Source organism: Kribbella sp. NPDC104740 (assembly GCF_055583505.1).
Map to the genome: position 1 here is coordinate 1,191,351 of NZ_JBVJNV010000002.1, position 19,737 is coordinate 1,211,087.

Genomic DNA, 19,737 nt, shown 5'->3' on the forward strand with positions numbered 1-19,737 from the left:
GGAGAGCGCGAGGTCACATGCCGAGACCAGGCCGCGGGCCCCGCCTCGGCCGGGCCGCTCACTGGCGGGGCTTGACCCGCTTGGTGGGCGCTGCAGTGAGCGGGTCCTCCGGCCAGGGGTGCCGCGGATAGCGAGCCCTCAGGTCAGCCCGCACCTGCGGGTACCCCTGCTTCCAGAACGAGCTGAGATCACTGGTGATCGCCACCGGCCGCTGCGCCGGCGACAGCAAGTGCAGCACCACCGGCACGCGCCCGTCCGCCACAGTCGGCGTAGCGGTCCACCCGAACACCTCCTGCAACTTCACCGCAAGCACCGGCGGCTCAGCCCCGTCGTACGCGAGCCGAACGCTGGAACCCGACGGAACCTGCAGCCGCTCCGGCGCCAGCTCACCAAACCGTGTCGCCGCCGGCCACGGCAGCAGCCGCCGCAGCGCCGACGCGACGTCGATCCGCGCGAGATCCCGCGCAGCCCGCACCGAGGCGAGCTCAGACCCCAGCCACTCATCGAGCCCAGCCAGCAGCGCGTCGTCATCCACCGCAGGCCAAGGCGATCCGAGGTGCGCATGACAGAACGCCAGCCGCTCCCGCAGCGCGACCGCGGCCTCGGACCAACGCAGTACGGACAACCCGCTCCGCCGAATCCCGTCCCGCACGGCCGCCTGCACAAGCACCGGATCAGGCTTGGCCAACGGAACGTCGTTGAGCACGATCGCCCCCAGCGCCTCGACCCGCCGCGTCACCACCCGCCCGTCGTCCCACCGGATCTGGTCAGTGGTCGACAGCAAATCCCCCGCGACCTCACGAGCGGTCTGCTCGTCGATCGGCGCCGCCGACCGGATCCGAGCATCCGCCCGCCCAGGCGCTCGATCGGCCACCGCAACAGCCAGCCACGGCGTGGTCCGCAACGAGGAGTGCTCGTCCAGCGCGGCACCCGTCCCACCGGACATCTGGTACGTCGCCGAGTCCACCCCGCGCGCCCGAGCGATCCGATCCGGATACGCCAGCCCGACGACGACTCCGACCGCAAGATCGTCCGGCAACCGGCGCCCACCCGCCGACCCGTCCGGCAACCCACGCCCGCCTGCCGACCCGTCCCGCGCCCCGCGCGCCCCGGACGAGTCCCCTCGGCCCAGCCGCTTCGTCTCTTCTCTCCACCGCGCGCTGGCTCCCCGGTCATCTCCCCGCCGCAGCGCCCTCCACCGCGCCGGCAGATCGTCACCGAAGTCCCGCCCGGACTCATCCGAGAGCATCGCGACCACCTCGCGCGCCCGATCAGCCCCAACCCGCGCCGCCCCATCCAGTAACGCCCGCGCCAACCGCGGATGCGCCCCCACCGCCGCCATCCGCCGCCCGCGCTCGGTGATCCGCCCGCCCTCATCCACAGCATCAAGCCGTCCCAGCAACTCCAAAGCCGCAGCCATCGCCACCCCCGGCGGTGCGTCCAGCAACGCCAACCCAGCCCCACCCGGCGCACCCCACGCCGCCAGATCCAGCGCGAACCCCGCCAGATCAGCAATCGCGATCTCCGGCGCCGGATGCGCATCAAGGTGCGAGTGCTCCACAGCAGACCAGCACCGATAGACCCTGCCAGGCCCCTCCCGCCCAGCCCGACCGGCCCGCTGATCGGCCGACGACTTCGACACCCGACAGGTCACCAACGACCCCAACCCGCGCGACTGATCCGTCCGCGGTTCCCGAGCCAGCCCGGAGTCCACCACCACCCGCACCCCAGGCACCGTCAGCGAGCTCTCCGCCACCGACGTCGTCACCACGATCCGTCGCTCAGCCGACGCCGTCAGCGCCCGCTCCTGCTCGGCCCGCGACTGCCGCCCGTACAACGGCAGCACGTTCTCCCCCGCCAGCCGCCGCGCCACCCCGTTGATCTCCGCCTCCCCCGGCACGAACACCAGCACATCCCCGTCGTTCTCCCCCAGAGCCCGCCGTACGACGGCCGCCACGTGATCCAGCAACCGCGGATCCACCCGCCCACCCGGCAGCAACGGCACAGGCACCGGCGGCGGCGCCCACTCCACCCCCACCTCGAACAACGCAGCGGACGCAGTCACCACAGGCGCATCCCCCAACGCCCGGCTCAACCGCACGGTGTCCGCCGTCGCCGACGTCGCGACGATCGCCAGATCCGGCCGCAGATTCGCCCGTACGTCGACGCAGAACGCCAGCAACAGATCCGCATCCAGGTGCCGCTCATGACACTCGTCGATCACGATCGCCGACACCCCTGGCAACTCCGGATCCCGCTGCAACCGCCGTACCAGCAACCCGGTCGTCACCACCTCGACCCGCAGCCCGTCGCCCCCGCTGCGCTCCCCACGCATCGCATACCCGACCCGCTGCCCGAGCGGCTCCCCCACCAGCGACGCCAGCCGAGCAGCGGCAGCCCGCGTAGCCATCCGTCGCGGCTCAGCAACGATCACCGTGCCCCCGAGCGCGTCAGCCAACGCCAGCGGCAGCAGCGACGTCTTCCCCGACCCAGGCGGCGCGACCAGCACGGCCGTCCCCTGCGACCGCACCGCATCAACAGCAGAAGGCAGCACGGCCCGAACAGGCAGATCCGCCCCCGGCACCGAGGACTCAGGCAGCAGCACGCCCCGACGCTAGCCGACCGCGGCAGCCGTACGCCGTACAGCACTCCGGTAGCGACCGGGCGCCTGCGAGCGCGCCCGGGTGAAGGCCCGGCTGAACGCGTACACCGACGTGTAGCCGACCGAGCGGGCGATGGTCTCCAACGTGTCGTCCGACTCGCGCAGCCGGCTAGCGGCGACGTCCATCCGCCAGTTCGTCAGGTAGGCCCCCGGGCTCTGCCCAGTACGAGCCTGGAAGCGGCGCGACAGCGTCGCCCGCGACACCGACAGCTCGTCCGCAAGCTGCGCTGTCGTCCAGGGCTTGGCCGGGTCGCCGTGGATCTTGGTGAGCGCCGCACTCAGCAGCGGGTCGTCGAGAACGCCCAGCCAGGACTGCTTGGCCTCCTCGGGATGCGTGGCCAGCCAGACCCGCAGCAGCTGGATGAGCAGGATGTCGATCAGCCGGTCCAGCACGATCGCGGTCCCCATCTGCGGGTGCGCAAGCTCACGCGCCAGCAACCGGATGGTGTCGTCCAAGCAGCTCCCGCTGTGGTCGCCCGGCAGGTGCACCACAGCAGGCAGCGCACCGAGCACCGGCGTCGACACCGCGGGGTCGTACTCGTACGACGCCCCCAACAGATGCGTCCGCACCTCTCCCGCGCCCAGCCGCAGCACCGCGCCGCTCTCACTCGCGTCGGCGGGCACCACGTAACTGCAGGCCGGCGCCGCCATGCCCGGCGTACTGCTGACCACGTGACTCGCGCCGGTCGGCAGCAGCACGACGTCACCCGGCATCAGCTGCAGCGGGTCACGCCCAGCAACATCCAGCCAGGCCGTGCCCGCGGTGACGACGTAGATGACCGCCCGGTCGACCGGGTCCCAGAACACACCCCACGGGTCGGCCCCCTCGACGCGGGCGCCCAGTGCTCCACGAACGCCGCCCACGGCCAACGCGTCAGCCAACAGATCCATGTCGACAAATCTAGCCGACTGCGACAAACGGCTATTGATATGCGCCAAACAAGCATCGGGTGTAGCGGCGGCTGCTTCCTACGGTGGTCTCAGTCAACCGAAACCACTGGAGCAAACCCCTATGAAGCTGTCCGGAACCACCGCCTTCGTCACCGGAGCCAACCGCGGCCTCGGCCGCCATTTCGCCCAGGAACTGCTGGCCCGCGGCGCCAAGAAGGTCTACGCGGCCGCCCGCAACCCCGACTCGATCGACCTGCCGGGCGTCGAGAAGGTCCGCCTCGACATCACCGACCCGGCCGCGGTCGCAGCAGCCGTTGCACAGGCACCCGACGTCGATCTGCTGATCAACAACGCCGGCATCGGCGGCCCCGAGAACCTGATCGACGGCGACCTCGACGTGATCCGCCGTCAGCTCGAGACGCACTTCTTCGGCACCCTCGGGATGGTCCGCGGCTTCGCCCCGATCCTCGGAGCCAACGGCGGCGGCGCGGTCCTCAACGTCCTGTCGGTCCTCTCGATCGTCAGCATGCCCGAGGCCGGCGCGTACGCCGCCGCGAAAGCCGCCCAGTTCAGCCTGACCAACAGCATCCGCCACGAGCTCGCCGCCCAGGGCACGCTGGTCAGCGGCCTCCTGCTGGCCGCGACCGACACCGACATGATGGCCGGGTACGACGTACCGAAGAACGACCCCGCCGACGTGATCCGCACCGCCCTCGACGGCCTGGAGGCGGACCTGACCGAGATCCTCGCCGACGAGCCCACCCGCCAGGCCAAGGCCTCGCTGGCGGGATAGACAAAACGCCCCGTGGAGCACCAACCTCCACGGGGCTACAAGCCTTTACCAGCCGCGCTCGGCCAGGCGGTGCGGCTCGGGGATCTCGTCGACGTTGATGCCGACCATCGCCTCGCCGAGGCCGCGGGAGACCTTGGCGATCACGTCGGGGTCGTCGTGGAAGGTGGTGGCCTTGACGATCGCCTCGGCGCGCTGGGCCGGGTTGCCGGACTTGAAGATGCCGGAGCCGACGAAGACGCCCTCGGCGCCGAGCTGCATCATCATCGCGGCGTCGGCGGGGGTGGCGATACCGCCGGCGGTGAACAGCACGACCGGGAGCTTGCCGAGGGTGGCGACCTCCTTGACCAGCTCGTACGGCGCCTGCAGCTCCTTGGCGGCGACGTACAGCTCGTCCTCGGGGAGGTTCTGCAGGCGGCGCAGCTCCTGGCGGATCTGGCGCATGTGGGTGGTGGCGTTGGAGACGTCGCCGGTGCCGGCCTCGCCCTTAGAGCGGATCATCGCCGCGCCCTCGGTGATCCGGCGCAGCGCCTCGCCGAGGTTGGTCGCGCCGCAGACGAACGGCACCGTGAACTGCCACTTGTCGATGTGGTTGGCGTAGTCGGCGGGGGTGAGCACCTCGGACTCGTCGATGTAGTCGACGCCGAGGCTCTGCAGCACCTGGGCCTCGACGAAGTGACCGATCCGGGCCTTGGCCATCACCGGGATCGAGACCGCGCCGATGATCGAGTCGATCATGTCCGGGTCGCTCATCCGGGAGACGCCGCCCTGGGCCCGGATGTCGGCCGGGACCCGCTCCAGCGCCATCACCGCGACCGCACCGGCGTCCTCGGCGATCTTGGCCTGCTCGGCCGTGACGACGTCCATGATCACGCCGCCCTTGAGCATCTCCGCCATGTCCCGCTTGACCTTGACGGTGCCGGTCTGCGGTTCGGTGTTCTCGGTCACTTCCGGGTCCTCCTGATGAGCTGGGGTACGCCGATCAGCCTAGGCCGCCGGTCACCCCAACGATCAGTCCACCTCGGATCAACTGGACTGAGCCAACGCGGCCGTCAGCCGGGCCACCACCAGCCGCAGCGTCGCGGGCGGCGCGGTGAACGGGATCCGCAGGTGCCGCCGGTCGGTCCCGTCCGGGGTGAACAGGTCTCCTGCCCCCAGCAACAACCCCTGCTCGCGCGCCGCCTCCAGCACCTTGCGCGAGCGGACCTCCGTCAGCTCCAACCACAACGTCATGCCACCGGTCGGCGTCGCCCAGGCCACTCCAGGCACGCCCTTCAGCCCAGTCTCCAGCGCCGCCAGGTTGGCCCGGAGGCGGGTCTTGCGCCGTGAGATGACCCGGTCGAGCCGGCCGAGGATCGCCAGCGCCAGCAGGTCGTCCAGCGCACTGGGCGACGTCACACTCAGCTGCGCCGAGGTGTTGATCTTCCGGCGCAGCTGCCGCCCGGTCCGCACCCAGCCGACCCGCAGCCCTCCCCACACCGTCTTGCTGAGCGACCCGACGCTCACCGTGCGCGGGTACCGGCTCAGCGGATCCGCCTGCTTCCCACTGGCCAGCCAGAGCGGCCGCATGGTCTCGTCACTGATCAGCGCGGCCCCGTACCGCCGGGCGATCTCCACCACCGCCGTACGCCGGTCCGCCGGCAGGCTGAGCCCGGTCGGGTTGTGGTTGTCGGCCTGCAGGTAGATGACCTTCGGCTTGTGCCGCCGGCAGAGGTGCGCGAGCTGATCGGTGTCCCAGACCCCAGCAGGCCAGCCGACGACATCCAGCCGGTGGTTGCGCAGCAGGTCGAACGCAGCCGGGTACGTCGGGGTCTCGGTGATCGCCACTCCCGGCCCGACGTCCAGCCCGGCCAGCGCCGCGTTCAGCCCGGCCGCAGCACCCACTGTCAGCGTCAGCTGCCCCGGCTCGGTCGGAACACCCTCCAGCGTCAGCCGCTCAGCCAGCGCAGTCCGCAACTCCAGCGACCCACCCGGCGGCGGCCCGTCCCCACCCATCGCCTGCGGCAGCCCCTCCGCCACGATCTGCGCCGCCACCTCAGCCACATCATGCGGCGCCGCGGTCGTCGCGAACCGCAGATCCAGCACCGGCTGGTCCCCTGGCGTCACCGTCGACACCGGAGCGATCGGATCGAGCAGCCGGTCCAGCGGCCGCACATGCGTCCCCGACCCCCGCCGAGTCTCCAGTACGCCGTCCGCCCGCAACTGGTCGAGCGCCCGCACCACCGTCACCCGGCTCACCCCGAGCCGCTCGGCCAGCACCCGCTCCGACGGCAGCCGCGACCCGATCGACAGGTCCCCCCGCTCGATCCGCCGCAGCACCAGCGCCTCGACCTGCTCGGTCCGGTTCCCGTCCCCCGGGTCCAGATCCATCCCCCGCCACATGAGTCCAGTCTGACAGCACTGGCCTGATCGCAGTGGAACCATCGGACTGTCGGTGGCGGGTGCGAGGATCTCTCCGTGGACGAGCGGTGGGCGATTGCCCCGGCAGAAGGCGGCGGCGCGACGCTCGTTGCCCTGCATCCGGACGGCCAACCGGCCGGCGAGATCGTTCACGAGCCCGACCTCCCCACTGCCGTCGCTTCGCGCCCGCAGGTCACCCGCTGGGTCTGGCGATCGACCGCCGAGATCTACCCGAGGCTGCTGGCGGCCGGCGTACGGGTGGAGCGCTGCTACGACATCGAGACGACCGAGGGACTGCTGCTCGGGCATGCCGGACGGCTGGGTGAGCCCCGCTCGGCGGCAGCGGCCTGGGCCCGCCTGACCAACCAACCCGTCCCCGCCGACCCACCCATGCGCGCCACCGAGCCAGGTGGCGAGCAGTCCTCGCTCTTCGACCTGGAGACCGCGTCCCTCCCCTTCGAAGCCCTCCTGCGCGTGTACGCCGACCAGCTCGGCCGCCACCACGACACCGAGCACCCGGACCGCATGCGCCTGCTCACCGCGTCGGAGTCCTCCGGCTGGCTGATCGCCACCGAGATGGACCGGGCCGGGCTCCCCTGGAGCGCCGACGACCACCGCGCCCTCCTCAGCGAGCTCCTCGGTGAGCGGTACGCCGGCGGCGGCGAGCCGCGGCGTCTGACCGAGCTGGCCGAGCAGGTCTCGGCCGCGTTCGGTCGTCGCGTCCGGCCGGACCTGCCGGCCGACGTACTGAAGGCGTTCAAACAGGCCGGGTACCAGCTGAGCACCACGCGGCGCTGGGAGCTGCAGACCATCGACCACCCGGCCGTCGAGCCGCTGATCGAGTACAAGAAGCTCTACCGGATCTACACCGCGAACGGCTGGACCTGGTTGCACGACTGGGTCCACGACGGCCGCTTCCGCCCCGGCTTCGTCCCGGGCGGTACGGTCTCGGGCCGCTGGGTCACCAACGGCGGTGGCGGGCTGCAGATCCCGAAGGTGATCCGCCGCGCGGTCGTCGCCGACCCGGGCTGGCGCCTGGTCGTCGCCGACGCCTCGCAGCTCGAACCACGCATCCTCGCCGCGATCTCCCGCGACGAGGCGTTCATGCAGGTCGCGGGCGACGCCGCCGACCTCTACAAAGCGGTCTCGGACAAGGCCTTCGCCGGTAACCGCGACAAGGCCAAGATCGCCGTGCTCGGCGCCATCTACGGCCAGACGTCGGGCGACGGGCTGAAGAACCTCGCGGATCTCCGCAAGCGGTTCCCGAAGGCCGTCCAGTACGTCGACGACGCGGCCCGCGCGGGCGAGGAGGGCCGCCTGGTCCGCACCTGGCTCGGCCGGACCTGCCCGCCGTCCGGCTCCCAGCTCGACGCCGCGCAGCTGGAGGGCCCGCCCGCCGAGGACCTCCAGGTCGACGGCCGCCAGGCGCGCGCCCGCGGCCGCTTCACCCGCAACTTCGTCGTCCAGGGCAGCGCGGCCGACTGGGCGGTGCTGATGATGGCCGCGCTGCGGCAGTCGATCGCGAGCCTCAAGGCCGAGCTGGTCTTCTTCCAGCACGACGAGGTGATCGTGCACTGCCCCGCCGAGGAGGCCGAGCAGGTCGCCGCCGCGATCCAGGCCGCCGGAGATCTCGCGGGCACGCTCTGCTTCGGGGCGACGCCGACCCGCTTCCCGTTCGGGACGGCGATCGTCGAGTGCTACGCGGACGCCAAGTAGTCCGGCAGACCCAATGTTGTGAAGTCGACGCCTTCAAACGCAGTCATCTCGGCCACCAGCCCGTACTCGACCCGGAACACGATCACTGCGAATGGTTGGAACGCATCCGCACCCGCCGCCTGCAGGTACGCGGCCACGGCCGGCTGCCGATTGACGCCCACAGCAACGAACCGCCAGGCACCACGGTTGGCCGGCCCACCTGGTTCGAAGTTCGCCGCGAACACCTCCTCGGCGCTCGCCCGCCCGCTGTACCAGAACGGGTAAGGCGGCATCGTCACCCGAACGTCCTCGTGCATCAGCGCGGCCAGCCCTGCAGCGTCTCCTGCTTCGTACGCCGCCATGTACTTCCCCACCAACGCCTGCTCGTCAGCCGAAGCCTCGGCCGACCACTCCGATCGCCTGGCCGGCAGATGCTCCCGCAAAGCCGGTCGCGCCCGCTGCAGCGCCGAGTTCGCCGCAGCAACCGACAGATCGAGCACCTCCGCGGTCTCCTTGGCTGACCAGCCCAGCACGTCCCGAAAGATCAGCACCGCCCGCTGCCTCGGCGAAAGCTGCTGAACAGCGGTGAGGAACGCCAGCTCGATCGTCTCGCGCCGGATCACCTGCGCGTCCGGCTCCTCGGCCCGGTCGAGCAGCAGGTCCGGGAACGGCTGCAGCCAGGGCAGGTCGTCGCGGGCGGCCTGCTGATCACCACCCGACGGCTGCAGCTGGTACGGCAGTACGCGCGGCCGTCGTACGGTGTCGAGGCAGGCGTTGGTCGCGATCTTGTAGAGCCAGGCCCGCACAGTGGAGCGGCCCTCGAAGCTCGCCCGGGCCCGCCAGGCCCGCAGGTAGGTCTCCTGAACCAGGTCCTCGGCGTCGTCGTACGAGCCGAGCATCCGGTAGCAGTGCACCCGCAGCTCGTGCCGGTAGCGCTCGGCCTCCTCCGCGAAGTCGGTCAACTACCGTCCTCCAGCTCGATCGTCGCCGGCATCGGCGCATGCCCGGCGAGCCGGAACCAGGTCACCAGCCGCCGGGTCCGCAGGTCCCGCGTCGACACCACGATGTCGTTGTGGAACCGCCGCGCCAGCTGCACCCGCCGTACGGCGGCCGAAAGCTCCCCCGCCCACGGCTGCACGTCAGTACCGGTCGCCGCGATCGCACGGGTCAGCGCAGACTCTCGATGCTCCCGCTCGGCCTCCGGCGCGGTCCGCGCCCGATGAGCGGCGTCCAGCAACAGCAGCGACGAAGCAGGATCCAGCACGCCACTACCGGCCAGCTCGGCGACCAGCGCGGACCTGCGCGCCAGCTCTGTCTCCAGCCGCGCCCGTGCGGTCGCGACCCGGTGGTGCAGCCGATCGAGCCGGCCGGCTGTCCAGCTGCCGTAGAGGATGACCATCAGCAGCACGGCAGCACCGACCGGCAGCAGCACACCGGAGAGCTCCACGGCCCCATTCTTACGGGGTGCTGACGATCCCCCGGTATTCGGTCCGCGGCGCCGGGCCGGCGCTTAGGTTCGAACGCATGGCAGAGATCGGTGTGATCGGTGGTTCCGGCTTCTACTCGTTCCTGGCCGACGCGCGTCCGGTGCCGGTCGAGACGCCCTTCGGCCCGCCCAGCGAGCCGCCCGTCGTCGGCGAGGTCAACGGCCGGGAAGTCGCCTTCATCCCCCGCCACGGCGCCGACCACCGCTTCCCGCCGCACAAGGTCAACTACCGCGCCAACCTGTGGGCGCTGCGCGAGCTCGGCGTCCGCACCGTCCTCGGCCCCTGCGCCGTCGGCTCGCTGCGCCCCGAACTGACCCCCGGCACGATCGTCGTCCCCGACCAGTACGTCGACCGCACGTGGGGCCGGGAGCACACCGTGTACGACACTCCGATCCACACCTCATCAGCAGACCCGTACTGCCCCACCACCCGCGGGACAGTAATTGCCACCAGCAACTTCCCCTCACCCTCCAGCCCCTCCGGGGGAGGGAGAGAAGGCGAGGGGAGGACAAGCGGGAGCGGGACAGGCGGGAGCGGGGTGGTTGATGGTGGAACCATGGTGGTCATCAACGGCCCCCGGTTCTCCACCCGGGCAGAATCTCAGTGGCATGCAGCCCAGGGCTGGTCGCTGGTCGGCATGACCGGCGCCCCCGAGGCCTCCATCGCCCGCGAGCTGGCGCTCTGCTACACCTCGATCGCCGTCGTCACCGACCACGACGCCGGCATCGTCGCCGGCGAGGGCGTCACCCAGGCCGAGGTGTTCGAGGTCTTCGGCCGCAGCATCGAGCGCCTCAAGGCCCTTCTCACGAGAGCGATCGAAGACCTCCCGACCGGCGACTGCAGCTGTCACCACTCCCTCGACGGCACCGCCGCGGAGCTGGTCCGGTGAGGGTCCTGCTCACCGGCGGCGCCGGCTTCATCGGGCAGCACGTCCGCGCCCAGCTCCTCGCCGAAGGCCACGACCCCGTCGTCCTCGACTCGCTCCGCCCGGACGTCCACAGCACCCCACCCGACTTCGACCTGACCATCGGCGACATCCGCGACCCGGACGCCGTGGCCGCGGCGCTGCGCGGCGTCGACACCGTCATCCACCTCGCCGCGAAGGTCGGTCTCGGCGTCCACCTCGACGACATCGACGACTACGTCTCCAGCAACAGCCTCGGCACCGCGATCCTGCTCAAGCAACTGGCCGCGGCGAACATCCGCAACCTCGTCTACGCCAGCTCGATGGTCGTGTACGGCGAGGGCCGCTACGAGTGCGACCGCCACGGCCACGTCGCCCCCGGCCCCCGCCGTACCGAGGATCTCGACGCCGGCCGCTTCGAGCCGCCGTGCCCGATCTGCGGCGAGCAGCTGCGCCCCGGCCTCGTCGACGAGACCGCACCGACCGACCCGCGCAACACCTACGCCGCCACCAAACTCAACGGCGAACACCTCGCCGCGACCTGGGCCCGCGAGACCGGCAGCCGCGTCACCGCGCTGCGCTTCCACAACGTCTACGGCCCCGGCATGCCCCACAACACCCCGTACGCCGGCGTCGCGTCGCTCTTCCGCTCGGCCATCGCCCGCGGCGAAGCCCCGCGCGTCTACGAGGACGGCGCCCAGCGCCGCGACTTCGTCCACGTCCACGACATCGCCACCGCGGTCACCACCGCAGCCGCCACAGCCACCACAGCCATCGCCGCCCAGGACGCAATCACGGCGTACAACGTCGGCAGCGGCACGGTCCACACCATCGCCGACCTCGCCACCGAGCTGTCCACAGCCCTCAACGGACCAGCGCCGATCATCACCGGCGAGTACCGCCTCGGCGACGTCCGGCACATCACCGCCAGCTCCCAGCGCCTCCGCGACGCCCTGGGCTGGAAGCCCACCTACGACCTGACGACCGGCATCCGCCGGCTCACGGCAGATCGATACTGAACTCGCACCCACCCGGCACGTTGGTGACCCCGATCGTCCCTTCGTGCGACTCCACCACACCCTTGGCGATCGCCAGCCCCAGCCCGCCACCGCTGCTGCTCCCCGCCATCGCCGGCGTCCGCTGCTCGTCGCCACGCCACCCGATGTCGAACACCCGCTCCAGGTCGTCGTCGGAGATCCCGCCGCAGCCATCGGTCACAGCGAGCCGCACCCGCCCGTCGGCCTCCCGGTCGACGCTCACCTTCACCGTGCCGCCAGGAGCCGTGTGGCGAATCGCGTTGCCGACCAGGTTCGTCACAGCCCGCGTGAGCTCGTCCCCGTCGCCGTGCACCGCCAGCCGATCGTCGTCATCCGGTGCATTCACCGCCACCGTCACCCCGTTCGCCCGGGCATGCTCAGCGGTCTCCCCCACCACGTCCTCGGCCAGCTCACGCAGGCTGACCGCCGTACGCCGCCGCGGCGGCGGAGCCGTCGACAGCCGGGACAGCTCGAACAGGTCGTCCACCAGCCCGGTCATCCGGTCCACGGTCGTCTGCATCTGCCGCAGCGCACCCGGCACGTCCTCGATGACCCCGTCCTCCAGCCCCTCCGACAACGCCCGCAGCCCGGCCAGCGGCGTACGGAGGTCGTGGGACATGAAGGCGACCAGCTCACGTCTGCTGGACTCCAGCGCCCGCTCCCGCTCCCGGGAGGCCGCCAGGCGAGCCCTGGTCGACTCCAGCTCGTCAGTCAGCTCAGCCAGCTCAGCGGGCACGTTGCCGTTCGCAGCAACGCCCACTGCCTCGTACGACGTACCGAGGTGTCGCAGGCGCCGCCCGACGTCCCGCGAGCCCGTGCTGATCCAGTGCGCGAGCACCACCGACATCGCCAGGCCGAGCAACCCGGAGAAGGCCAGCGTCCACAGCACCACCAGCGAGTCGTGGGCGGAGATGAACATCGCCCGCACGCTCTGCCCGACCGCTGCGAGCGCGGCCGCCAGCGGAGCCAGCGAGACCACGATGATCGTGACCCGCAGCGAACGCCGCCGGAACTGCCACAGGACCGCCGCACCGATGGCGCCGACCACGAGTGTCCAGAGCGCCGTCAGCGCCAGGATCATCGCCTGGTCGCGACTCATTGCGCGTCACCGACGAACCGGTAGCCGGTCCGCGGCACGGTCAGCACCAGCTTCGGGTCGGACGGGTCGGCCTCGATCTTCTCGCGCAACCGCCGGATGTGCACGGTCACCGTCGAGGAGTCGCCGAAGTCCCAGCCCCAGACCCGGCGCAGCAGCTCGACCTTCGTGTAGGCCTTGCCCGGGTGCGCGACCAGGAACGCCAGCAGGTCGAACTCGCGGTGCGTCAGCGACAGCTCGGCGCCGTCCAGGGTCGCGATCCGGGCCGCGGTGTCGATGATCACCGGCCCCGAGTGCAGCTTGGTCGGCGTCAGGTCGAGCCCGGCCAGCCGCTCCTCGCGGCGCAGCATCGCCTGCACGCGCAGGATCAGCTCCCGCGGGCTGAACGGCTTCACCACGTAGTCGTCGGCGCCGAACTCCAGCCCGACCAGGCGGTCCTCCTCTTCGCCGCGGGCCGACAGCATGATCACCGCGGCGCCGTCGTCGGCGGCGCGCTGCCGGCGCAGCACCTCGAGACCGGACAGCCCGGGCAGCATCACGTCCAGCACCACCACCGACGGCTTCCACTGCTGCCACACCTCGACCGCCGTCACGCCGTCGGCGACCACGCGGGCGTCGTACCCGGCCTTGGTCAGGTACGCCGAGACGACGTTCGAGACGGTCGGGTCGTCGTCCACCACGAGCACACGAGTAGCCACGGTAGTGAGCCTAGGTGCTCCGCAGCCGATGACGAGGAGCCGTAAGGGAGCTGTAGGCGCTGAACACCCCGCGGGAGTGACGAATCTCCCTACGGTCGAGAGGTGTCTGTTGCCGAGGTCGATCTGATCCTGCCGTGCCTGAACGAAGCCGCCGCGCTCCCCTGGGTGCTTGGGCGGCTCCCGGACGGCGTCCGGGCCGTTGTCGTGGACAACGGCTCCACCGACGGCTCGGGGCCGCTGGCCTTGCAGCTGGGCGCCACGGTGGTGCACTCGGCTCAGCGCGGGTACGGCGCGGCCTGCCACGCCGGGCTGGAGGCGGCGACGGCCGACGTCGTGGCCTTCCTGGACGCCGACGCCTCGCTGGACCCGCGGCAGCTCGTTCGGGTCACAGCACCCGTGCTGTCCGGCCGGATCGACCTGATGGTCGGGCGGCGGCGGCCTGTCTCGCGACAGGTCTGGCCGTGGCACCTGCGGCTGGCCAACGCGGAGCTGTCGCGGCGCATCAGGCGGCGTACCGGCGTACAGCTGCACGACCTCGGGCCGATGCGGGCTGCTCGCCGGGAGGCGCTGCTGGAGCTGGCGCTGGTCGACCGGAGATCCGGCTACCCGCTGGAGACGGTGGTGAAGGCCGCTGACGCCGGCTGGCGGATCGCAGAGGTCGACGTGGACTATCTGCCGCGCTCGGGACGCTCCAAGGTCACCGGTACGCCGCTGGGCGCGCTGCGCGCGGTGCAGGACATGTCGAAGGTGCTGGCCCGATGACCACACTGATCGTGATCGCCAAGGCGCCGCAGCCCGGCAAGGTGAAGACCCGGCTGCAGTCCGAGTTCACTCCGCAGGAGGCGGCAGCACTCGCCCGGGCCTCGCTCTCCGACACCCTGGCCGCCGTCAGTGCGACACCGGCCGACCGGTACGTCGTGGCGCTCGACGGCGAGGCAGGGTCCTGGCTGCCCGACCACTTCGCGGTGGTGCCGCAGCGGGGCGACGGGCTCGACGAGCGGCTCGCAGGCGCGTTCGAGGACGCGTACGACGGGACGCCGATGCTGCTGGTCGGGATGGACACGCCGCAGCTGACCCCTGCGCTGCTGAGCGCCGACTGGGACAGCCACGACGCCGTACTCGGGCTGACCGAGGACGGCGGCTACTGGTGTCTCGGGCTGCGCACACCTGATCGCTGGGCACTGGTCGGCGTACCGATGTCGACCGACCACACCGGGCGCGACCAGCTGACGCGGCTGCAGGCGCTGGGCTACAGCGTGAAGCTGCTGCCCACGCTGCGGGACATGGACACTCCGGTGGATGCAGCGGTGATCGCTGCGGCGTACCCGGAGCTGCGGGTGTCGCGGCTGCACCGGAGGCTGCAGACGTCGGCTCACCCGGCGCTGCTGTTCGAGCGGGCGCTGGACGGAGTAGAGGTCGTTGCTACCGGCACTGACGGGCGGATGGTGCCTTCACTCAGTGAGATGGATCGCTGGAGCGCTCCTGCCGACGAGACCGATCTGCTGGCGCTGAGCCGCTGCGAGGGACCAGTGCTGGACATCGGCTGCGGGCCGGGGCGGATCGTGACGGCCCTTGCGGAGCAGGGCATCGCGGCGCTCGGTGTGGACATCTCCGAGCAGGCCGTCCGGCTGACGACGAAGCGCGGTGCACCGGCGCTGCTCCGGCCGGTCGAGTCGGCGCTTCCCGGTGAGGGACGCTGGGGCAGTGTGCTGCTGATGGACGGCAACATCGGCATCGGCGGCCGCCCGGAGGCGTTACTGCGGCGCTGCGCCGAGCTGATCCGCCCCGACGGCATCGTACTGGTCGAGGTGGACCCCGACGACGACCTCGACGACACCCAGCCGATCGTCCTCCGTACCAGCACCGGCCGCCGGTCGCACCCACTCCCCTGGGCCCGCCTGGGCACCCGCGCCGTCCTCCGCCACGCCCACACCGCCGGCCTCCACCCCACCGAGGACTGGCGAACCCCGCACCGCGCCTTCCTCACCTTCCGGGCCTCATGAAGACACTCATCACAGCTGTCATCTGCAGTACGGCGGTGATCGTCACCGCCGTCCACGGCTGGCACCCGAACGCCGTACTGATCTCCACCACCGCGCTGCTGCTCGTACTGATCTGGCGAGGCGGCACCAAGTCCACCCTCCTCCTGGTCGCCGGCGCCGCCCTCTGCCAGGTCCCCGCCCTCACCCACCCGCCGATCACCAGCACCGACGCCTACCGCTACGTCTGGGACGGCCGCGTCCAGCTCTCCGGCTCCTCGCCGTACACGCACGTCCCCCTCGACGACGCCCTCGCCGAGCTCCGCGACCCGATCCTCTTCCCCGGCCTCACGCCCACCGACCGCACCGGCATCACCGGCCCACCACGCGCCGACGCCTCCTTCGACGACGACCCCCGCACCCGGATCAACCGCCCGCACGTGCCGACCATCTACCCGCCGGTCGCCCAGGCCTACTTCACCGTGGTCGCCTTCCTCACTCCCTGGTCGGCCGGCACCTTCGGCCTCCAGCTGGCCGCGGCGGCGATCGCCGTCGCGCTCACCTGGCTACTCGCTGTAGAGCTGAAGCGGCGCGGCCGCGATCCACGCTGGGCAGCCCTGTGGGGTTGGTCACCGATCGTCGCCCTCGAAGCCGGCAGCTCGGCGCACGTCGACGTCCTCGCCGCGCTCCTGATCATCGCCGCCCTCACCCGGCGCCGTGCCTGGCTCACCGGCGTCCTGCTCGGCGCGGCCGGCGCCGTCAAGCTCCTCCCGCTCCTGCTGCTCCCCGCGATCCCGCGCCTCCGCCCCAAATTCCTTGCCCTAGGCACCTTCTTCGCCGGCTACCTCCCGCACCTCGCCGTCGCCGGCCCGCTCGTGATCGGCTTCCTCCCCGGCTACCTGCGGCAGGAGGGCTTCTCCGACGGCAGCACCCGGTACGCGATTCTCGCGCTGGTACTGCCTCCTGAGCCCCGCCAACTGGTCGCCGTGCTCATCGCCGCCGCACTCGCGGTGCTGGCCCTTCGCCGCGGCCCGACCGCCGTCACCGCCTGCTGGCTGTACGGCGCGGCGCTGCTGCTCGCGACCCCGACGTACCCCTGGTACGGCCTTCCCCTGATCGCCCTGGCCGTGCTCGCCGCCCGCCCCGAGTGGATCGCCGTACCGCTCGCCGCGTACCTCGCCTACGCCAGCGCCGGCCACGACGTCCGCCAGGGTCTGATCCACCTCGCGGCCTTGTCGATCGTCATCGCCGCAACTACACTCCGTAGTCATCCGGCAGCACCAACCAGGTTGATTTCTGGCCGTGCCGCTCGGACACTGATCCGGGCGCCGTAGCCACGGAGCCTCGAAGGCTGCACCCGAAAGGCACCACCGTGACCGTGCGTATCGCTCTCGCGACCTCCGCCGAGCACCCGGACCTGCACGAGCACGACCTGCCGCTCGTCACCGCGCTGCGCTCCGCCGGGCTCGAGCCCGGCGTCGAGCTCTGGACCGACCCGTCGGTCGACTGGTCGGCGTACGACGCCGTGCTGCTGCGCTCGGTCTGGGACTACCACACCCGGTTCCTGGAGTTCACCGAGTGGCTGGCCCAGCTCGACAAGGCCGGCGTCCGGGTCCTCAACGACTCCGACGTGGTCCGCTGGAACGCCGACAAGTCCTACCTGCTCGAGCTGCGCGAGCGCGGTGTCGCGATCGTGCCGTCGCAGGTCGCGGCCGGGGCCTGTCTGCGCGAGGTCGTCGGCGGCCTGTCCGGTCAGGAGGTCGTGATCAAGCCGACCGTCAGCGCCAGCGCGACGCACACCGTCCGCGGCGTCGCCGGCTCCGACGAGCTCAGCCGCGCGATGGACGACCTGCCCGACACCGTCTACCTGGTGCAGCCGTTCCAGCCGGAGATCCAGACCGCCGGCGAGTGGTCGCTGATGTTCTTCGGCGGCGCCTTCTCGCACGCGGTCGTGAAGCGGCCCAAGGCCGGCGACTACCGGGTCCAGGACGACTTCGGCGGCACCGCCGAGCTCGCCGAGCCGCCGGCCGTCGTGCTCGGCGGCGCGACCGACGCCCTGGCCGCGGCCCGCGCGACCGGTACGCCGTACGCCCGCGTCGACGGCATCGTCGCGAACGGCCGGTTCCTGCTGATGGAGCTCGAGCTGATCGAGCCCTACCTGTTCCTGCCCGAGCACCCGGCGGCGTACCAGCATCTGACACGGAGCATTGTAAGTGCACTGAATCAGTAGTCTTTCGGCCATGAGGCCGACGCTGACCGTGATCGTGGATCCTGCCGACCAGTGGATGAGCCGGGCCGCCTGCATCGGGCAGGGCCCGGCGTACGACGAGACCGCCAGCCAGTGGGAGCAGAAGGCCGCCCGGCGGCTCTGCCTCAACGAGTGCCCGGTGCTGGCCGAGTGCTACGCGTGGGCCCGCCGGACCAAGTTCACCGGCACCGCCGCCGGTGAACGCTTCCTCGAAGGCCGCCGCCGGGGCAAGCCCGGCTCCGCCGCCTAGACCGGGACCCGCTCCCGCGGCGGCAGGTCCGACTCGACGCCGTCGCCCGGGTCGTCGACCAGGTCACCCTGCCGCACCGGGTCCTTCTCCGGCAGCAGGATGTCGCGGGAGACGACCAGCATCAGGTAGAGCGTGCCGGCCATCCGCAGCACGACGGAGAACCAGTAGATCTTGTCCGGTGCGTCCGGCGTACCGGGCGCCAGGAACTGCGCCAGATGCAGCCAGACCATCATCCAGTAGAAGCACTCGCAGGCCTGCCAGATCAGCCAGTCCCTGAGCTTCGGCCGGGCCAGGGCGACCAGCGGCAGCAGCCAGAGCACGTACTGCGGTGAGTACACCTTGTTGATCAGCAGGAACGCGGCCACCACCAGGAACGCCAGCTGCGCGAACCGTGGCGGCTTCGGCGCCATCAGGCCGAGGATCGCGATCGACAGGCAGAGCCCGGCGAAGATCACGATGTTCAGCTTGTTGACGTCGGCGACCTCGTGGTTGGCCAGCTTCAGCACGTACCAGATCGAGCCGTAGTCGCTCGCGCGCTCGTCGTTGAAGACCCAGAACGACATCCACTCGTTCTTGGCCAGCAGGTAGATCGGCGCGTTCACCAGACCCCACGCGACCACCGCCGCGACCGTCGCCTGGAACCACGGCCAGAGCTTGCGGCCACGCAGACAGACGATCAGCAGCGGGCCGAGCAGCAGGAACGGGTAGAACTTCGCCGCCGTCCCGAGACCGAGCAGGATGCCGAACCAGATCGGCTTCCCGCGCGCCCAGGCCCACATCGCACCAGCGGTCAGTACGACGGCGAACAGGTCCCAGTTGATCGTCGAGGTCAGCGCGAGCACCGGCGCGGCGGCGACGTACAGGGCGTCCAGCGGCTGCCCCCGGGCCGCGCCCGGACGCGACGCGACCCCGCGAGCGGTCGCGACGGTTAGCCCGACCAGCAGCAGCGCGCAGACGAACAGCAGCGCGATGTTCACCACGAAGAACACCCCGGCGGTGTCGCGCTTCTGCTCGACCGTGACGTCGTGCTTCGGGTCGCCGGTGAACAGCCAGGTGATCTGCGCCGCGACCTCCATGAAGCCGCCGGTGAGCACCGGGTACTCCAGGACCGGGTAGTTCCCGGTGTCCAGGAACGGCCGGTTGCCCTCGGCGAAACCGCGCTCCTGGTACAGGTAGCCGATGTCGGAGTAGCAGAGCGCCTTGAACGGCCGCCAGTCCTGCCGGTCCCAGCCCTTCTCCATGCACGGCGCCTTCTGCAGCACCCCGAGCGCGAAGGTGATCGTGCAGACCGCCAGCGCGATCCGCAGCGGCGTCCACCACGAGGAGCTCAACCGGGCGAACCGCCCGGACGGGCCACCCAGACCGACCGTCAGGCCCGCGACGGCCGGATCGGTCTCCGACGGAGCCGGCCGGGCCTGCGCGTCCTGGGCGTCACGTGAGGTCACGGGGGACATCGTCTCCTATCGGATCGGCCGCCGGGGCAGGCGGCGCCCGCCAGGTTACCCAGGAACCCTTCCGGCATGCGCAACCGACACCGAGGCGTCCTGGCGGCGACCCGATCCGTATCTAGGCTTGACCACCGACCGCCGCCAGAACGGGA

The 19,737-nt window shown here is 71.2% G+C and carries 18 protein-coding genes; 9 read left to right on the forward strand and 9 right to left on the reverse strand.

Going from position 1 to position 19,737, the window contains the following annotated elements:
• Positions 1 to 58: 58 nt before the first annotated feature.
• Both hrpB and ACZ6Z4_RS15045 read right to left on the reverse strand, forming a co-directional pair.
• The gene (gene hrpB / locus ACZ6Z4_RS15040; protein WP_465563081.1) at positions 59 to 2,605 is read right to left on the reverse strand and encodes an ATP-dependent helicase HrpB; all 2,547 of its coding nucleotides are present in this window, start codon (positions 2,603 to 2,605) and stop codon (positions 59 to 61) included.
• A 9-nt stretch (positions 2,606 to 2,614) separates the two neighbouring features.
• Positions 2,615 to 3,553 (reverse strand): AraC family transcriptional regulator, encoded by a 939-nt coding sequence (locus ACZ6Z4_RS15045; protein ID WP_465563084.1) that lies wholly within the window; start codon positions 3,551 to 3,553, stop codon positions 2,615 to 2,617.
• A 121-nt stretch (positions 3,554 to 3,674) separates the two neighbouring features.
• Between ACZ6Z4_RS15045 and ACZ6Z4_RS15050 the strand changes: the two genes are divergently transcribed.
• The gene (locus ACZ6Z4_RS15050; protein ID WP_465563087.1) at positions 3,675 to 4,346 is read left to right on the forward strand and encodes an SDR family oxidoreductase; all 672 of its coding nucleotides are present in this window, start codon (positions 3,675 to 3,677) and stop codon (positions 4,344 to 4,346) included.
• A gap of 45 nt (positions 4,347 to 4,391) precedes the next feature.
• Here the strand turns inward: ACZ6Z4_RS15050 and pdxS are convergent, their stop codons facing one another.
• Together pdxS and ACZ6Z4_RS15060 are read right to left on the reverse strand one after the other, a co-directional pair.
• The gene (gene pdxS / locus ACZ6Z4_RS15055; RefSeq protein WP_465563090.1) at positions 4,392 to 5,291 is read right to left on the reverse strand and encodes a pyridoxal 5'-phosphate synthase lyase subunit PdxS; all 900 of its coding nucleotides are present in this window, start codon (positions 5,289 to 5,291) and stop codon (positions 4,392 to 4,394) included.
• Positions 5,292 to 5,369: 78 nt separating this feature from the next.
• Entirely contained in the window at positions 5,370 to 6,725 is a 1,356-nt protein-coding gene (locus tag ACZ6Z4_RS15060) for an aminotransferase-like domain-containing protein (RefSeq protein ID WP_465563094.1), read from the reverse strand.
• Positions 6,726 to 6,800: 75 nt separating this feature from the next.
• On the opposite strand from ACZ6Z4_RS15060, the gene ACZ6Z4_RS15065 reads away from it, so the two are divergent.
• A complete protein-coding gene (locus tag ACZ6Z4_RS15065) occupies positions 6,801 to 8,459 on the forward strand; it encodes a bifunctional 3'-5' exonuclease/DNA polymerase (RefSeq protein WP_465563098.1) in 1,659 nt (552 codons plus the stop codon).
• Here the strand turns inward: ACZ6Z4_RS15065 and ACZ6Z4_RS15070 are convergent.
• Positions 8,441 to 9,400: an RNA polymerase subunit sigma-70 gene (locus ACZ6Z4_RS15070; RefSeq protein ID WP_465563101.1), complete on the reverse strand. Its 960-nt coding sequence runs from the start codon at positions 9,398 to 9,400 to the stop codon at positions 8,441 to 8,443. The two genes, ACZ6Z4_RS15065 and ACZ6Z4_RS15070, sit on opposite strands and share 19 nt — an antisense overlap.
• Positions 9,397 to 9,885 (reverse strand): hypothetical protein, encoded by a 489-nt coding sequence (locus tag ACZ6Z4_RS15075; protein WP_465563104.1) that lies wholly within the window; start codon positions 9,883 to 9,885, stop codon positions 9,397 to 9,399. The genes ACZ6Z4_RS15070 and ACZ6Z4_RS15075 overlap by 4 nt, the downstream gene beginning before the upstream one ends.
• Before the next feature lie 77 nt (positions 9,886 to 9,962).
• Between ACZ6Z4_RS15075 and ACZ6Z4_RS15080 the strand changes: the two genes are divergently transcribed.
• Both ACZ6Z4_RS15080 and ACZ6Z4_RS15085 read left to right on the forward strand, forming a co-directional pair.
• Positions 9,963 to 10,814 carry a phosphorylase family protein gene (locus ACZ6Z4_RS15080; protein WP_465563107.1) on the forward strand — a complete coding sequence of 284 codons (852 nt, stop codon included), beginning with the start codon at positions 9,963 to 9,965 and terminating at the stop codon, positions 10,812 to 10,814.
• Complete coding sequence (locus tag ACZ6Z4_RS15085) at positions 10,811 to 11,848, forward strand: NAD-dependent epimerase/dehydratase family protein (RefSeq protein WP_465563110.1); 1,038 nt, start codon at positions 10,811 to 10,813, stop codon at positions 11,846 to 11,848. The genes ACZ6Z4_RS15080 and ACZ6Z4_RS15085 overlap by 4 nt, the downstream gene beginning before the upstream one ends.
• Here the strand turns inward: ACZ6Z4_RS15085 and ACZ6Z4_RS15090 are convergent.
• Together ACZ6Z4_RS15090 and ACZ6Z4_RS15095 are read right to left on the reverse strand one after the other, a co-directional pair.
• On the reverse strand, positions 11,829 to 12,965 hold the full coding sequence (locus tag ACZ6Z4_RS15090; protein ID WP_465563113.1) for a sensor histidine kinase: 1,137 nt from the start codon (positions 12,963 to 12,965) through the stop codon (positions 11,829 to 11,831). The two genes, ACZ6Z4_RS15085 and ACZ6Z4_RS15090, sit on opposite strands and share 20 nt — an antisense overlap.
• Complete coding sequence (locus ACZ6Z4_RS15095; RefSeq protein WP_465563116.1) at positions 12,962 to 13,660, reverse strand: response regulator transcription factor; 699 nt, start codon at positions 13,658 to 13,660, stop codon at positions 12,962 to 12,964. Before ACZ6Z4_RS15095 ends, ACZ6Z4_RS15090 begins: the two co-directional genes overlap by 4 nt.
• A gap of 102 nt (positions 13,661 to 13,762) precedes the next feature.
• On the opposite strand from ACZ6Z4_RS15095, the gene ACZ6Z4_RS15100 reads away from it, so the two are divergent.
• From ACZ6Z4_RS15100 to ACZ6Z4_RS15120, 5 genes are read left to right on the forward strand one after another with little or no spacing between them, the layout of a single operon-like run.
• Complete coding sequence (locus tag ACZ6Z4_RS15100) at positions 13,763 to 14,422, forward strand: glycosyltransferase family 2 protein (RefSeq protein WP_465563119.1); 660 nt, start codon at positions 13,763 to 13,765, stop codon at positions 14,420 to 14,422.
• Positions 14,419 to 15,663: a DUF2064 domain-containing protein gene (locus ACZ6Z4_RS15105; protein ID WP_465563122.1), complete on the forward strand. Its 1,245-nt coding sequence runs from the start codon at positions 14,419 to 14,421 to the stop codon at positions 15,661 to 15,663. Before ACZ6Z4_RS15100 ends, ACZ6Z4_RS15105 begins: the two co-directional genes overlap by 4 nt.
• Positions 15,660 to 16,973 carry a glycosyltransferase 87 family protein gene (locus ACZ6Z4_RS15110; protein WP_465563124.1) on the forward strand — a complete coding sequence of 438 codons (1,314 nt, stop codon included), beginning with the start codon at positions 15,660 to 15,662 and terminating at the stop codon, positions 16,971 to 16,973. The genes ACZ6Z4_RS15105 and ACZ6Z4_RS15110 overlap by 4 nt, the downstream gene beginning before the upstream one ends.
• Positions 16,974 to 17,011: 38 nt before the next feature.
• The gene (locus tag ACZ6Z4_RS15115) at positions 17,012 to 17,869 is read left to right on the forward strand and encodes an ATP-grasp domain-containing protein (protein WP_465563126.1); all 858 of its coding nucleotides are present in this window, start codon (positions 17,012 to 17,014) and stop codon (positions 17,867 to 17,869) included.
• 10 nt (positions 17,870 to 17,879) lie between these two features.
• Positions 17,880 to 18,137, forward strand: a complete 258-nt coding sequence (locus ACZ6Z4_RS15120; RefSeq protein ID WP_465563131.1) for a WhiB family transcriptional regulator — start codon at positions 17,880 to 17,882, stop codon at positions 18,135 to 18,137.
• On the opposite strand, the gene ACZ6Z4_RS15125 is transcribed toward ACZ6Z4_RS15120, so the two are convergent.
• On the reverse strand, positions 18,134 to 19,591 hold the full coding sequence (locus ACZ6Z4_RS15125; RefSeq protein ID WP_465563135.1) for a glycosyltransferase family 87 protein: 1,458 nt from the start codon (positions 19,589 to 19,591) through the stop codon (positions 18,134 to 18,136). The genes ACZ6Z4_RS15120 and ACZ6Z4_RS15125 overlap by 4 nt on opposite strands.
• Positions 19,592 to 19,737 lie beyond the last annotated feature (146 nt).

Excerpts from the sequence above, each read along its gene's own strand:
- ACZ6Z4_RS15045 (WP_465563084.1), bottom strand. The coding sequence starts at position 3,553 with ATGGATCTGTTGGCTGACGCGTTGGCCGTGGGCGGCGTTCGTGGAGCA.
- ACZ6Z4_RS15050 (WP_465563087.1), top strand. The coding sequence starts at position 3,675 with ATGAAGCTGTCCGGAACCACCGCCTTCGTCACCGGAGCCAACCGCGGC.
- ACZ6Z4_RS15060 (WP_465563094.1), bottom strand. The coding sequence starts at position 6,725 with ATGTGGCGGGGGATGGATCTGGACCCGGGGGACGGGAACCGGACCGAG.
- ACZ6Z4_RS15080 (WP_465563107.1), top strand. The coding sequence starts at position 9,963 with ATGGCAGAGATCGGTGTGATCGGTGGTTCCGGCTTCTACTCGTTCCTG.
- ACZ6Z4_RS15090 (WP_465563113.1), bottom strand. The coding sequence starts at position 12,965 with ATGAGTCGCGACCAGGCGATGATCCTGGCGCTGACGGCGCTCTGGACA.
- ACZ6Z4_RS15105 (WP_465563122.1), top strand. The coding sequence starts at position 14,419 with ATGACCACACTGATCGTGATCGCCAAGGCGCCGCAGCCCGGCAAGGTG.
- ACZ6Z4_RS15110 (WP_465563124.1), top strand. The coding sequence starts at position 15,660 with ATGAAGACACTCATCACAGCTGTCATCTGCAGTACGGCGGTGATCGTC.
- ACZ6Z4_RS15120 (WP_465563131.1), top strand. The coding sequence starts at position 17,880 with ATGAGGCCGACGCTGACCGTGATCGTGGATCCTGCCGACCAGTGGATG.
- ACZ6Z4_RS15125 (WP_465563135.1), bottom strand. The coding sequence starts at position 19,591 with ATGTCCCCCGTGACCTCACGTGACGCCCAGGACGCGCAGGCCCGGCCG.